We start from the raw sequence: 12,946 nt of genomic DNA on the forward strand, positions 1-12,946 counted from the left end.
ATGGGAGCCCAGCTCCGGGTCTACAAGCGTCGCATCCGATCCGTCACCGCGACCAAGAAGATCACCAAGGCGATGGAGATGATCGCCGCCTCGCGCGTCGTCAAGGCGCAGCGCAAGGTGGCGGCGTCCACGCCGTACGCGACCGAGCTCACCCGCGCGGTCGCGGCGGTGGCCACGGGATCGAACACCAAGCACCCGCTGACGACGGAGGCGGAGAACCCGAGCCGTGCCGCGGTCCTGCTGCTGACCAGCGACCGCGGCCTGGCCGGCGCCTTCAACTCCAACGCCATCAAGGCGGCCGAGCAGCTCACCGAGCGGCTGGAGCGGGAGGGCAAGCAGGTCGAGACGTACATCGTCGGCCGGCGCGGCGTGGCGCACTACAACTTCCGTGAACGGAAGATCGCGGCGTCCTTCACCGGCTTCACCGACGACCCGACGTACGCGGACGCCAAGAAGGTCGCGGCGCCGCTGATCGAGGCGATCCGCAAGGAGACGGCGGACGGCGGCGTCGACGAGCTGCACATCGTCTACACGGAGTTCGTGTCGATGATGACGCAGACGGCGCTGGACGCGCGCCTGCTGCCGCTGCGGGTGGACGAGGTCGCGCAGGAGGCCCGCCCCAAGGGCGAGCTCCTCCCGCTGTACGACTTCGAGCCGTCGGCGGAGGACGTCCTCGACGCCCTGCTGCCGCGCTACGTGGAGAGCCGCGTCTACAACGCGCTGCTCCAGTCGGCCGCTTCGAAGCACGCCGCCACGCGGCGCGCGATGAAGTCGGCCACCGACAACGCCGGTGAGCTCATCGAGACCCTCACCCGGCTTGCCAACCAGGCCCGTCAGGCCGACATCACCCAGGAAATCAGCGAGATCGTCGGTGGCGCGAGCGCCCTGGCCGACGCGACCGCGGGGAGTGACCGATAAATGACCACCACTGTTGAGACCGCGACGGCTACGGGCCGCGTCGCCCGGGTCATCGGCCCGGTCGTCGACGTGGAGTTCCCCGTCGACGCGATCCCGGAGATCTACAACGCCCTGCACGTCGAGGTCGCCGACCCGGCCAAGGCGGGCGAGAAGAAGACGCTGACCCTGGAGGTCGCCCAGCACCTGGGCGACGGCCTGGTCCGCGCGATCTCGATGCAGCCCACCGACGGCCTGGTCCGCCAGGCCCCGGTGACCGACACGGGCGCGCCGATCTCGGTGCCGGTCGGCGACTTCACCAAGGGCAAGGTGTTCAACACCATCGGTGAGGTGCTCAACGTCGACGAGTCCTACGACGGCGAGCGCTGGCCGATCCACCGCAAGGCCCCCAACTTCGACCAGCTCGAGTCGAAGACCGAGATGTTCGAGACCGGCATCAAGGTCATCGACCTGCTGACCCCGTACGTGCGAGGCGGCAAGATCGGTCTGTTCGGCGGCGCCGGCGTCGGCAAGACGGTGCTCATCCAGGAGATGATCTACCGTGTCGCCAACAACCACGACGGTGTGTCGGTGTTCGCCGGTGTGGGCGAGCGCACCCGTGAGGGCAACGACCTCATCCAGGAGATGACCGAGTCCGGCGTCATCGACAAGACCGCGCTGGTCTTCGGTCAGATGGACGAGCCGCCGGGCACCCGTCTGCGCGTGGCCCTGGCGGGCCTGACGATGGCGGAGTACTTCCGCGACGTCCAGAAGCAGGACGTGCTGTTCTTCATCGACAACATCTTCCGCTTCACCCAGGCCGGTTCCGAGGTCTCCACCCTGCTCGGCCGCATGCCCTCCGCGGTGGGCTACCAGCCGAACCTGGCCGACGAGATGGGCATCCTGCAGGAGCGCATCACCTCCACCCGCGGTCACTCGATCACCTCGATGCAGGCGATCTACGTCCCCGCGGACGACCTGACCGACCCGGCGCCGGCCACCACCTTCGCCCACCTCGACGCGACGACGGTGCTCTCCCGTCCGATCTCGGAGAAGGGCATCTACCCGGCCGTGGACCCGCTGGACTCCACGTCCCGGATCCTGGACCCGCGCTACATCTCGCAGGACCACTACGACTGCGCCATGCGCGTCAAGGGGATCCTGCAGAAGTACAAGGACCTCCAGGACATCATCGCGATCCTCGGTATCGACGAGCTCAGCGAAGAGGACAAGATCACCGTGCACCGCGCCCGCCGCGTGGAGCGCTTCCTGTCCCAGAACACCCACGTCGCCAAGCAGTTCACCGGTGTGGACGGCTCGGACGTGCCGCTGGACGAGTCGATCGCGGCGTTCAACGCCATCTGCGACGGCGAGTTCGACCACTTCCCGGAGCAGGCGTTCTTCATGTGCGGCGGTCTCGAGGACCTGAAGAAGAACGCGAAGGAGCTGGGCGTCTCCTGAGCCTCGCGCTCTTGTGGAGGGGGCGGGGCCGTCCCGCCCCCTCTGCCACGCCCCGTAGAATTGACCCCACACCCGGCACCCCCGCCGGGTGGTGACCCGAGGAGCCACCCTTGGCTGCTGAGCTGCACGTCGAGCTGGTCGCCGCCGACCGCCAGGTCTGGTCCGGCGAGGCCACTCTGGTCGTCGCGCGCACCACGTCCGGCGACATCGGCGTCATGCCCGGTCACCAGCCGCTGCTCGGTGTGCTGGAGTCGGGCCCGGTGACCATCCGTACGAGTGACGGTGGCACGGTCGTCGCCGCGGTGCACGGCGGTTTCATCTCGTTCGCGGACGACAAGCTGTCGCTGCTGGCCGAGGTCGCCGAGCTCGCCGACGAGATCGACGTCCAGCGTACGGAGCAGGAGCTGGCGCGCGCGAAGGCGGAGGCCGACACGGACGCCGAGCGGCGCGCGGACGTCCGCCTGCGGGCGGCGGCGGCGCGCTGACCACGCTGACCATGGGAGCGTCCCCAGGCCTTAAGCTCTGGGGGAGCGCCGTGTCATGACGTCACTCAGCCGCGGCGGGAACCGGCACGAGCCGGTTCCCGCCGCGGCTGAGGCGGCTACGGGTGTTCTCACAGTCCCCTTACCGAGGAGTCGAGGAGGTCGGTGCCGATGGTCCTCGCTCTGACCGTGTGCGGCGTGCTGGTCGCACTCGTGGTGGTGGGGCTGTTCATCTTCGGGCTGCGCCGCAGGCTGATCCAGCGTTCCGGCGGCACCTTCGACTGCTCCCTGCGCTGGGACGCCCCCGAGACGGGCGACGCCGGCGGCAAGGGCTGGAGCTACGGCGTGGCCCGCTACAACGGCGACCGCGTCGAGTGGTTCCGCGTCTTCTCCTACGCCCCGCGTCCGCGCCGCGTCCTGGAGCGCGCGTCGATCGAGGTGGCCGGCCGCCGCCTGCCCGAGGGCGAGGAGGAGCTGGCGCTGCTGTCGGACTCGGTGATCCTGGCCTGCCTGCACCAGGGCAGCCGGGTGGAACTCGCGATGAGCGAGGACGCGCTGACCGGTTTCCTCGCCTGGCTGGAGGCGGCTCCGCCCGGCCAGCGGGTGAACGTGGCCTGACACGCGTCTCTGCCCCCGGACGGCCCGTCCGGGGGCAGAGGTGTCTTCGCCGGGCCGCGGCCGGCTCAGAGGTTGCTGTTGATGGCGCCGACCAGCTCGCCGTCGGCGGTGTCGCCGCTGAACTCCCAGAAGAAAGCGCCGCCCAGGCCCTGATTCTTCGCCCAGGCCATCTTCCCGGCGATCGTCGACGGGGTGTCGTACGACCACCAGTTGCCGCCGCAGTGGGCGTAGGCGGTGCCGGCGACGGTGCCGGTGACCGGACAGGAGTTCTTCAGAACCTTGTAGTCCTCGATGCCCTGCTCGTAGGTGCCGGCCGCCGGGCCGGTGGCGGTGCCGCCGGGGGCGTCCTGGGTGACGCCGGTCCAGCCGCGGCCGTAGAAGCCGATGCCGATGAGCAGCTTGCGCGCGGGCACGCCGATCGCCTTGAACTTGGCCATCGCGTCGGCCGTGGTGAACCCGGCCTTCGGGATGCCGCTGTAGGAGGTGAGCGGCGAGTGCGGGGCGGTCGGGCCCTGGGCGTCCCAGGCGCCGAAGAAGTCGTACGACATCACGTTGTACCAGTCGACGTACTGCGCGGCGCCCGCGTAGTCCGCGGCCTCGATCTTCCCGCCCGAGGAGCCGTCGGCCGTGACGGCCGCGGTGACCAGGGCGGAGGAGCCGAACTTGGCGCGCAGCGCGGCCATCACGTTCCTGAAGGCGGCCGCCCCGCTGGTGTCGCAGCTCAGCCCGCAGGCGTTCGGGTACTCCCAGTCGATGTCGATGCCGTCGAAGACGTCGGCCCAGCGCGGGTCCTCGACCAGGTCGTAGCAGGACTGCGCGAAGGCCGCCGGGTTCCTGGCCGCGTCCGCGAAGCCGCCGGACCAGGTCCAGCCGCCGAAGGACCACAGCACCTTCAGGTTCGGGTACTTGGCCTTCAGCTCGCGCAGCTGGTTGAAGTTGCCGCGCAGCGGCTGGTCCCAGGTGTCGGCGACCCCGCTGACGGACTGGTCGGCGGTGAACGCCTTGTCGTAGTCGGCGTAGGAGTCGCCGATCGCGCACTTGCCGCCGGTGACGTTGCCGAAGGCGTAGTTGATGTGCGTGATCTTCGCCGCCGAGCCGGACGTCACCAGGTTCTTGACGTTGTAGTTGCGGCCGTAGATGCCCCACTCGGTGAAGTAGCCGAGCTTGACCTTGCCGCCGGGGGAGGGGTTCGGGTCGGTGCTGCCGCCGCCGGTGGTGCGGACCTTGACGGCGCCGCTGGCCGGGCCGGTCTGGTCGGCGGTGTCGCGGGCCTGCACCGTGTAGGAGTAGTCGGTGCCGGCGGTCAGGCCGGTGTCGGTGTACGAGGTGGTGGTGACGGTGGCGACCTTGGTGCCGTCGCGCAGCACGTCGTAGTTCTTGACGCCCTGGTCGTCGGTCGCCGCCGACCAGGTCAGCTTGACCGAGGTGTCGGTGACGGAGGAGGCGGTGGGGGTGCCGGGCGCGGAGGGCGGGTTGTCGCCGGGGACGGTGACATCGCCGTCGCAGCTGCCGCCGTTGAGGGTGCAGTGGGCGGGGGCGCCGGAGCCGGAGCCGTTGAAGCCGAAGGAGACGGAGGCGCCGGGGGCGAGGCTGCCGTTGTAGGACTTGTTCTTCGCCGTCCAGTGGGTGCCGGAGGACGTCACGTCCGCGTCCCAGGCGCTGGTGACGGAGGTGCCGGAGGGGAAGTCCCACTCCACGGTCCAGGAGCTGATGGCCGTGGTGCCGGTGTTCTTGATCGTCCACTTGCCTTCGAAGCCGGTGCCCCAGTCCTGGGTCTTGGCGTAGGTGGCGGTGGCGGTGGCGGTGGCGGTGGCGGTGGCGGCGGTGGCGGTGGTGGCGGCGGCCCGGGCGGGGCCCGCCAGGCCGGTCAGCCCGGCGAGGGGGAGGGCCAGCGTCGCCAGTGCGGCCGCTGCCCGGTGTCTGAAGCGCATGGCGCGCCTCCTGGATGCTCGTGGGGATTTTGTCGGGGGCATGACTAAACCGCAGTGCGGTGCGGCGAGAATAGAAAGGTCTGGACCATCGGTCAATAGGTCTGGACCAGTGCCCCGAAAGATGCGATGGGATCCCCAACTTCCCTGCGGAAGAAGCGGTTTGGGTCACGCCGCATGATGCGCCGCCGGTCCCGCCCGCCCCGCCGGACGCCCGCCGTTTCCCGTCGCGGGCCTGCCGCTCTCCGTCCCGGGCCCGCCTCCTCCCACCGCGGGCCTGCCGCTCCCCGCCGCTCCCCGGCGCCGGCCTACCGCTCCCCGCCCGGCACCCACAGCACGTCCCCCACGTCCTTGTTCGCCGTGCGCGCCAGGATGAACAGCAGGTCCGACAGCCGGTTGAGGTAGGTGGCCGTGAGAGGGTTCATGGTCTCGCCGTGGACCTCCAGGGCCGCCCAGGTCGAGCGCTCGGCCCGCCGCACCACCGTGCAGGCCTGGTGCAGCAGGGCCGCGCCGGGGGTGCCGCCCGGCAGGATGAAGGAGCGCAGCTTCTCCAGGCGCTCGTTGAAGCGGTCACAGTCCGCCTCCAGGCGGTCGATGTAGAACTGCTCGACCCGCAGCGGCGGGAACTTCGGGTTCTCCACCACCGGTGTGGACAGGTCCGCACCCACGTCGAACAGGTCGTTCTGCACGCGGGTGAGGACCTCGACGATCTCCTCGTCCAGGCCGCCCAGGGCGAGCGCGGTCCCGATCACCGCGTTGGCCTCGTTGGCGTCGGCGTACGCGGCGATGCGCAGGTCGGTCTTGGGGACCCGGCTCATGTCACCGAGGCTGGTGGTGCCCTGGTCGCCGGTCCTGGTGTAGATGCGCGTCAGATTGACCATGCGGCCAGCGTAGTTACGCTCCGGCCGTCCGGAACACGCGTGTGCCCACCGTCACGGACAGCGCGGCGAGGGCGACGGCCACCAGCGCGCCGTACAGCACGTGGGCGGTGGCGTACGAGCCGACGTAGGCGTCGCGGACCGCGTCCACCAGATAGCGCAGCGGCACCAGGCGGGAGAGCGCGTCCAGCCAGGCCGGGGCGAGCGTCATCGGGACGAGCAGTCCGGACAGCAGCATGGACGGCATGGTGAGCGCGTTGATCACCGGGGCGAACTGCTGCGGCGTGTCCACCCGCATCGCCAGGGCGTAGGAGAGCGAGGCCAGGGAGACGGCCAGCAGGGTGACGAAGGCGAAGCCGATGAGGATGCCGGGCAGCGGCGCGCGCAGGCCCATCGCGACCGCCGCCAGGACCAGCAGCACGGCCTGGAAGAGCAGCACGGTGGCGTCCCGCAGGACCCGGCCGAGCAGCAGGGCGAGGCGGCCGGCCGGGGTGACCCGTAGCCGCTCCACCACCCCCTGACTCTTCTCGACGATGATCGTGAACCCCGCGAACGAGGCGCCGAAGAGGGCGAGTTGCAGCAGCAGCCCGGGAACCAGCACCTGCCAGGAGCTGCCCCGCGCGCCGAGCGGCAGGTGGGTCAGGAGCGGACCGAAGAACAGCAGGTACAGCAGCGGCATCAGCAGGCCGAACAGCAGGGCGAAGCGGGAGCGCAGGGACTGGCGCAGGTAGCGGCCGTAGATGAGGGCGGTGTCGTGGAGCAGGGGCGGCAGTGGCATGAGAGTCCTCGGCTGGTCCGGCGGCAGTGGCATGGAAGTCCTCGGCCGGTCTAGACGGCGACGGGGGCGGTGTCCGCGGGGGCCGGGCCGCGGCCGGTGATCGCGAGGAACGCGTCCTGCAGCGAGGCGTCGGGCGAACCGCCGTAGGTGCGCTTCAGCGCGCCCGGCGTGCCCTCGGCCGCCACCGTGCCCCCGTCGACGATCACCAGGCGGTCGGCGAGGGCGTCGGCCTCGTCCAGGTAGTGGGTGGTCAGGAAGACGGTCGTGCCGTGCTCGTCGCGCAGCCGGCGCACCAGGTCCCACAGGCCGGCGCGGCTGCCGGGGTCGAGTCCGGTGGTCGGCTCGTCGAGGAACAGCACCTTCGGACGGTGGGTGAGGGCCATCGCGATGTCCAGGCGGCGCCGCTGCCCGCCGGAGAGCGCGGCCGTCCTGCGGTCGAGCAGCTCCACCAGGTCCATCTCCCGTGCCAACTCCTCGGCCCGCTCGACCGCCTGAGCCTTCGTCAGGCCGTACAGGCGTCCCTGGGTGACCAGCTCCTCCCGCGCGGTGACCTGCGGGTCGGTCCCGCCGGACTGGGCGACGTAGCCGCAGGCCCGCCGCACGCCGACCGGGTCGGCGAGCAGGTCGCAGCCGGCGACGGTGGCGGCGCCCCCGGTGGGCCGCAGCAGGGTGGTCAGCATCCGCAGGGTCGTGGTCTTGCCGGCGCCGTTCGGGCCGAGGAGGCCGAGGATCTCGCCGGGGCGGACGGTCAGGTCGATGCCGCGCACGGCCTCGACCGGGCCGTGCTGGGTGTGGAAGGTACGGGCCAGACCGGCCGTACTGATGATGGTCATGCCCCCAGAAAAACAGAGACGCTGAAAAATTGCAACGACCCCAAAATTTCAGCGGACCCAGTCAGGCGGTTAGGATGCGGGCATGACTGAGGGGCTCCGGGAGCGGAAGAAGCGGCAGACCAGGCAGTACATCTCCGACGTCGCCACGGCCCTGTTCGTCGAGCGCGGCTTCGACGCCGTCACCGTCGCCGAGGTCGCGGAGGCCGCGAACGTCTCGGTGAACACCGTCTACAACTACTTCCCGGCCAAGGAGGACCTCTTCCTCGACCGCGCCGCCGGGCTGCGCGACCGGCTCTCGCGGTGGGTGCGCGGCCGCGGCCCCGGCGAGTCGGCCGCCGGCGCGGTGCTGCGCGAGCTGCGCGAGGAGGTGGAGGCCGTCTCGCCCCGGGTCGGGCTGCTGCCGGGCTACGGCGCCTTCATGCGCGTCGTGCACGCGGCACCCACCCTGCGCTCCCGCCTGTGTGCCCTGCAGGAGGAGATCCGCGCGGACCTGGAGGCCACCCTGCGCGAGGAGACCGGCGCCGCCGACGGCGACCCGCTGCCGGAGCTGGTCGCCGGGCAGCTCGCCTGGATCCACCAGACCGTCGTCGGCCGCATCGGCCGCCGGATGCTGGAGGGCGGCACCCCGGAACAGGTGTCGCGCGAGGCGCTGGAGCTGCTGGACGACATCGAGGAGCTGCTGGGCGAGAGGGTGCTCACCTACGCCGTCCGGGGCGCGCGGTGACCCTTCCCGGTGTGATGTCCGTCATCTGAGACGTGACGCGCGTTACTAACCCGTCACACCGCCTCTCACGGGCGCTAGTGTCCGCCCGAGAGGAACCGAACACCATGTGTGAGGGAGTGGGAGTGGCAGGGAAGCTCGCCGTCATCGGGGCCGGTCTGATGGGATCCGGCATCGCCCAGGTGTCCGCCCAGGCGGGCTGGGACGTCGTCCTGCGCGACGTCACCGACGAGGCCCTCAGGCGCGGCACCGACGCCATCAGGGCCTCGTACGACAAGTTCGTCAGCAAGGGCAAACTGGAGGCGCACGACGCGGATGCCGCCCTGGCCCGCATCACCGCGACCACCGACCTGGACGCCGCCGCCGACGCCGACATCGTCGTCGAGGCGGTCTTCGAGAAGCTGGAGGTCAAGCACGAGATCTTCCGCACCCTGGACAAGCTGGTACGCGAGGACACCGTGCTCGCCTCCAACACCTCCGCCATCCCGATCACCAAGATCGCGGCGGCGACCGAGCACCCGGAACGCGTCGTCGGCACCCACTTCTTCTCGCCGGTGCCGATGATGCAGCTGTGCGAACTGGTCCGCGGCTACAAGACCAGCGACGAAACCCTCGCCAAGGCGCGGCAGTTCGCCGAGTCCGTCGGCAAGACCTGCATCGTCGTCAACCGCGACGTGGCCGGCTTTGTGACGACCCGTCTGATCTGCGCCCTGGTCGTGGAGGCGACGAAGCTGTACGAATCGGGCGTGGCGAGCGCCGAGGACATCGACCTCGCCTGCAAACTGGGCTTCGGCCACGCCATGGGCCCGCTGGCCACCGCCGACCTGACGGGTGTCGACATCCTGCTGCACGCGACCGACAACATCTACACCGAGTCCCAGGACGAGAAGTTCGCCCCGCCGGAGCTGATGCGCCGAATGGTTGACGCCGGTGACATCGGCCGGAAGAGCGGGCAGGGCTTCTACAAGCACTGATCGTCGCCCGCACCCCGGGGGGTGTCACCCCTCGGGGTGAATTCGGTATCGGTTTGCTTACAGACGGCAACCTTATCGGGCCGTATCGAGTCAGATCTTGCACACCCGCACCACCCATCACGGGCATGACGCCGCCGCACTCACGAACCACGGGGAGCGCATATGCACATCAGGGGCGACCACGCCGAGCTGGTCGTCGGGGGCCGCCTCGACGTCCGCAGCGCGGCGGACGCCCGTACGGTCCTGCACGCGGCCGTCGACGGCGGAGTCGGCGACCTGGTCCTGGACCTGTCCGAACTCGACTCCTGGGACGCCACCGGACTCGGCGTGATCATGGGGGCCCACCGGCGGGCCGGCCGCCTCGGCCGGCGCCTGGTGCTGCGCGGGGTGCCCCCGCAGCTGCAGCGCCTGCTGGTGGCCACCCGGCTGCACCGCATCCTCGCCATCGAGGGCGGCGTCGGTCTGGAGTCCCTGCCCCGCGTCTGACGCCCGGCGGGTGTGCCCCGGCGCGTCCGGGAAACCCGTCGACGAGGCCGTGAACCGTACGACTCACGCAATCCTCACAAGACCGTGATGTCCCGGACGGTTCGGTACACCGCCCTGTCGGAGATACTGGGCCAAGGTTTAAGGTTCGGTCGTCCGCTGCCAGTACCACCCTCGAGCGGGCCCGGACCAGAAGCGACAGCGCGGTGTGCGGCAAGGCCGGGAGGGGCTTCGCACTCGACGCTTTTGGGGGGCTTGAACCAATGGACCCGAACAACCCGGGACCCCAGGAGTACGGCCACGACGGCGACGGCCACCCGTCGCGTCGGCGTCCGCCCCGGGACTCCCTCGCATCCGACTTCGGACAGCACGCGCCCGCGCTCGCCCGCACGGTGCGACTCGTCTGCGGAGACCACCTGCTCACCGTCAACCCCGTCGACGGCAGTGAGATCGAGGTGTGCCCGCCCGCGGAGCGGCCGGCACGCCCCGAGAAGCGCACGGCGGCCGAGCGCGCCGAGGCCGAACGCGCCGCCCGGGCCCCCGTCCCGCCCGGCCCCGCGCAGCCGGAGCTGCCGCTGCTGGCCCGGCAGGAGCAACGCGAGCAACTGGTCCGGCTGCTGGCCCGCGGCCGCTCCGTCCGCCTGGTGGGCCCGGCCGGCTCCGGCCGCACCCGCCTGGCCCACCTGGTCGCCGAGGACTGCGAGGACCTCGCCCCCGACGGCGTCGTACGCCTCTCCGGCTTCCGGCGCACCGCCGAGGACCTGCTGTACGACCTGTTCCACGCCGTCTTCCAGGCACCCCGGCACCGGCCCGAGGCGGACGAACTCGCGCGGTACGTCGCCGAGATCGGCGCCGTCGTGGTCGTCGACGACCTGGAGTTCGGCGGCGCCGCCCTCGACGAGCTGCTGGCGGCCACCCCCGAGTGCGCCTTCCTGCTCACCGCCACCCCCGACGTGCCCGCCCCGGCCGCCGGCTCCGACGTGGAGGAGGTCGTCCTGCCCGGCCTGGACCGGGCGGTGAGCCTGGACCTCCTGGAGCGCGCCGCCGGCCGCTCCCTCACCGAGGAGGAGGCCAACTGGGGCGGCGACCTGTGGTTCGAGTCCGAGGGCCTGCCCCTGAGGTTCGTGCAGGCCGGGGCGCTGCTGCGGCAGCGCGACCGGCGCCGGGCCGACGCGTCGGCCGTCGACGAGTTCGGCGTCTTCCAGGACGCGCCCCCCGCCGACGCCGTCCCCGCCGACGCGGTCCCCGCCGACGCCGACACGGCCGGGGACGACCCCCTGCCCCCGCTCGGCGAGGCCGCCGCGCCCGCGCCGCTGCTCGCCGCCCGGCTCAGCCCCTCCGCCCGCGCCACCCTGCGGTTCGCCGTCGCCCTCGGCGGCGAGGTGCCGCACCAGGCCCACCTGCCCGCCCTCGTCGGCGACACCCACGCCGACGCCGCCCTCGGCGAGCTCGCGGGCTGCGGACTGGTCACGCCGGTCGGCTCCCGCTACCGGCTCGCCACCGGCGTCCTGACGAAGCTTCAGGCCGCCGGATACGCCGACGGGGCCGAGGAACGGGCCCTCACCGCCGCGCGGCACTACGCCTGGTGGGCGGGGCACCCCTCGGTCACCCCGGAACGGGTGTGCGCCGAGGCCGACGCCCTGCTCGCCGCCCTCGACGTCCTCGTCCCGGCCACCACGCCGTCCGAGGAGGGCGCCGACAGCCCGCCCGCCGTGCACCTGGCCCGCACCGCGGCCCCCGCCTTCGCCGCCGGCCTGCACTGGAGCGCCTGGGAGCGGGCGTTGCGCGCCGGCGCCGAGGCCGCCCGCGCCTCCGGCGAGGTCGCCGAGCAGGCGTACTTCCACCACGAACTCGGCGTGCTGGCGCTGTGCCGCGGCCGGCTGGACCGCGCCCGCGCGGAACTGGAGACCGCCATCGGCCTGCGCGGCGCGCTCGCCGACCGCCGCGGCACCGTCGCCGGGCGCCGCGCGCTCGCCCTGGTCGCGGACCGCTCCGGCAGCGCACCCGGCCTCGCCGCGGTCACCGGCGAGGACCCCGCCGCCCGCCCGGAGGAGCCCGCCGCACCGTCCCGCGGCACCCCCGCGGCCTTCCCGGCGCTGCAGCCGCCCACGCCGTCCCCCGCCACCCCGGCCGCGGCCGTCCCCCGCACACCGACGGCATCGGCCGTCCCTCGCACGCCGACGGCATCGGCCGTCCCTCGCACGCCGACGGCATCGGCCGTCCCTCGCACGCCGACGGCACCGGCGGCCCACCGGGGCCGGGGCGGCCTGCGCAGTCTGGCCCGCCGCAACCTCGCGGCCGCCGGCGCCGGTGCCGTCCTCGTCGCCGTCCTCGGCACGGTCGTCACCCTCGGCGCGACTTCCCACAACGACGCCGACGACCCCGCCACCCGGGGCGGCGTCCACCCCTCCGCCAGCCAGGACCCCGGCGACGACAGCCTCGGCGCCGACAAGGCCGCCGACACCGGCGCCCCCGCCGCCGGCCGGCCCACCGACCCGGGCCCCGACGGCACCTACGGCACCGCCGACGACCCCACGCCGAAGGCCACCGGCACGCCGTCCGACCGGCCCACCGGCGTCCACGGCAGCCCCAGCGCCACGCCGGGCACGCCGAGCGGACCGGCGTCGCCGACGTCGACGAAGCCCACCCCGCGGCCGTCGACGCCGTCGAAGACGCCGAAGCCGTCGTCCAGCCCGTCCGAGCCGTCCGGCTCCCCCTCGGCGTCTTCCTCCTCGTCGTCCTCGCCCTCCACCTCGCCGCCCGCCACGACGAACACGGCCGGCGCCCCCACCGGCACCGCCGGTTCCGCGAGCGCCCCGGCCGGCGGCGACACGGTCTCCCCGGGCGGCCGCACCGGCTCGCCGGACAGCACGGGCATGGTGATCTGACGTACCGG

11 protein-coding genes and 1 pseudogene are annotated in these 12,946 nt (G+C 72.3%); 8 read left to right on the plus strand and 4 right to left on the minus strand.

Annotated features, from left to right (window positions below):
- The 4 genes from IE225_RS06210 (at position 1) to IE225_RS06225 (ending at position 3,455) form a co-directional block, all read left to right on the plus strand.
- Entirely contained in the window at positions 1-918 is a 918-nt protein-coding gene (locus IE225_RS06210) for a F0F1 ATP synthase subunit gamma (RefSeq protein WP_190056310.1), read from the plus strand.
- Positions 919-2,355: a F0F1 ATP synthase subunit beta gene (gene atpD, locus IE225_RS06215; RefSeq protein ID WP_190056311.1), complete on the plus strand. Its 1,437-nt coding sequence runs from the start codon at positions 919-921 to the stop codon at positions 2,353-2,355.
- Between the two features lie 110 nt (positions 2,356-2,465).
- Positions 2,466-2,840 carry a F0F1 ATP synthase subunit epsilon gene (locus IE225_RS06220; protein WP_190056312.1) on the plus strand — a complete coding sequence of 125 codons (375 nt, stop codon included), beginning with the start codon at positions 2,466-2,468 and terminating at the stop codon, positions 2,838-2,840.
- A gap of 168 nt (positions 2,841-3,008) precedes the next feature.
- Entirely contained in the window at positions 3,009-3,455 is a 447-nt protein-coding gene (locus IE225_RS06225; protein WP_190056313.1) for a DUF2550 domain-containing protein, read from the plus strand.
- Between the two features lie 65 nt (positions 3,456-3,520).
- On the opposite strand, the gene IE225_RS06230 is transcribed toward IE225_RS06225, so the two are convergent.
- The 4 genes and pseudogenes from IE225_RS06230 to IE225_RS06245 form a co-directional block, all read right to left on the minus strand.
- Entirely contained in the window at positions 3,521-5,386 is a 1,866-nt protein-coding gene (locus tag IE225_RS06230; protein ID WP_190056314.1) for a glycoside hydrolase family 18 chitinase, read from the minus strand.
- A gap of 305 nt (positions 5,387-5,691) precedes the next feature.
- Positions 5,692-6,264, minus strand: a complete 573-nt coding sequence (locus IE225_RS06235; protein ID WP_190056315.1) for a cob(I)yrinic acid a,c-diamide adenosyltransferase — start codon at positions 6,262-6,264, stop codon at positions 5,692-5,694.
- Positions 6,265-6,277: 13 nt separating this feature from the next.
- Positions 6,278-7,039, minus strand: coding sequence for an ABC transporter permease (locus tag IE225_RS06240; RefSeq protein WP_190056316.1), 762 nt, complete (start codon positions 7,037-7,039; stop codon positions 6,278-6,280).
- Positions 7,040-7,089: 50 nt separating this feature from the next.
- Positions 7,090-7,791, minus strand: a pseudogene (locus tag IE225_RS06245) (ATP-binding cassette domain-containing protein); the annotation flags it as partial.
- 163 nt (positions 7,792-7,954) lie between these two features.
- Here IE225_RS06245 and IE225_RS06250 point away from each other — a divergent pair.
- The 4 genes from IE225_RS06250 to IE225_RS06265 all read left to right on the plus strand — a co-directional run bounded on the left by IE225_RS06250 (position 7,955) and on the right by IE225_RS06265 (position 12,938).
- Positions 7,955-8,596, plus strand: a complete 642-nt coding sequence (locus tag IE225_RS06250) for a TetR/AcrR family transcriptional regulator (protein WP_190056318.1) — start codon at positions 7,955-7,957, stop codon at positions 8,594-8,596.
- Positions 8,597-8,718: 122 nt separating this feature from the next.
- A complete protein-coding gene (locus tag IE225_RS06255; RefSeq protein WP_190056319.1) occupies positions 8,719-9,567 on the plus strand; it encodes a 3-hydroxyacyl-CoA dehydrogenase family protein in 849 nt (282 codons plus the stop codon).
- Between the two features lie 162 nt (positions 9,568-9,729).
- Positions 9,730-10,053, plus strand: coding sequence for an STAS domain-containing protein (locus tag IE225_RS06260; protein WP_190056320.1), 324 nt, complete (start codon positions 9,730-9,732; stop codon positions 10,051-10,053).
- A gap of 260 nt (positions 10,054-10,313) precedes the next feature.
- Entirely contained in the window at positions 10,314-12,938 is a 2,625-nt protein-coding gene (locus IE225_RS06265; RefSeq protein WP_190056321.1) for an ATP-binding protein, read from the plus strand.
- Positions 12,939-12,946 lie beyond the last annotated feature (8 nt).

Origin of the sequence: Streptomyces echinoruber (assembly GCF_014651135.1) — a bacterium.
Classification (GTDB): domain Bacteria; phylum Actinomycetota; class Actinomycetes; order Streptomycetales; family Streptomycetaceae; genus Streptomyces; species Streptomyces echinoruber.

Excerpts from the sequence above, each read along its gene's own strand:
- IE225_RS06210 (WP_190056310.1), top strand. The coding sequence starts at position 1 with ATGGGAGCCCAGCTCCGGGTCTACAAGCGTCGCATCCGATCCGTCACC.
- atpD (WP_190056311.1), top strand. The coding sequence starts at position 919 with ATGACCACCACTGTTGAGACCGCGACGGCTACGGGCCGCGTCGCCCGG.
- IE225_RS06225 (WP_190056313.1), top strand. The coding sequence starts at position 3,009 with ATGGTCCTCGCTCTGACCGTGTGCGGCGTGCTGGTCGCACTCGTGGTG.
- IE225_RS06230 (WP_190056314.1), bottom strand. The coding sequence starts at position 5,386 with ATGCGCTTCAGACACCGGGCAGCGGCCGCACTGGCGACGCTGGCCCTC.
- IE225_RS06235 (WP_190056315.1), bottom strand. The coding sequence starts at position 6,264 with ATGGTCAATCTGACGCGCATCTACACCAGGACCGGCGACCAGGGCACC.
- IE225_RS06240 (WP_190056316.1), bottom strand. The coding sequence starts at position 7,039 with ATGCCACTGCCGCCCCTGCTCCACGACACCGCCCTCATCTACGGCCGC.
- IE225_RS06250 (WP_190056318.1), top strand. The coding sequence starts at position 7,955 with ATGACTGAGGGGCTCCGGGAGCGGAAGAAGCGGCAGACCAGGCAGTAC.
- IE225_RS06260 (WP_190056320.1), top strand. The coding sequence starts at position 9,730 with ATGCACATCAGGGGCGACCACGCCGAGCTGGTCGTCGGGGGCCGCCTC.
- IE225_RS06265 (WP_190056321.1), top strand. The coding sequence starts at position 10,314 with ATGGACCCGAACAACCCGGGACCCCAGGAGTACGGCCACGACGGCGAC.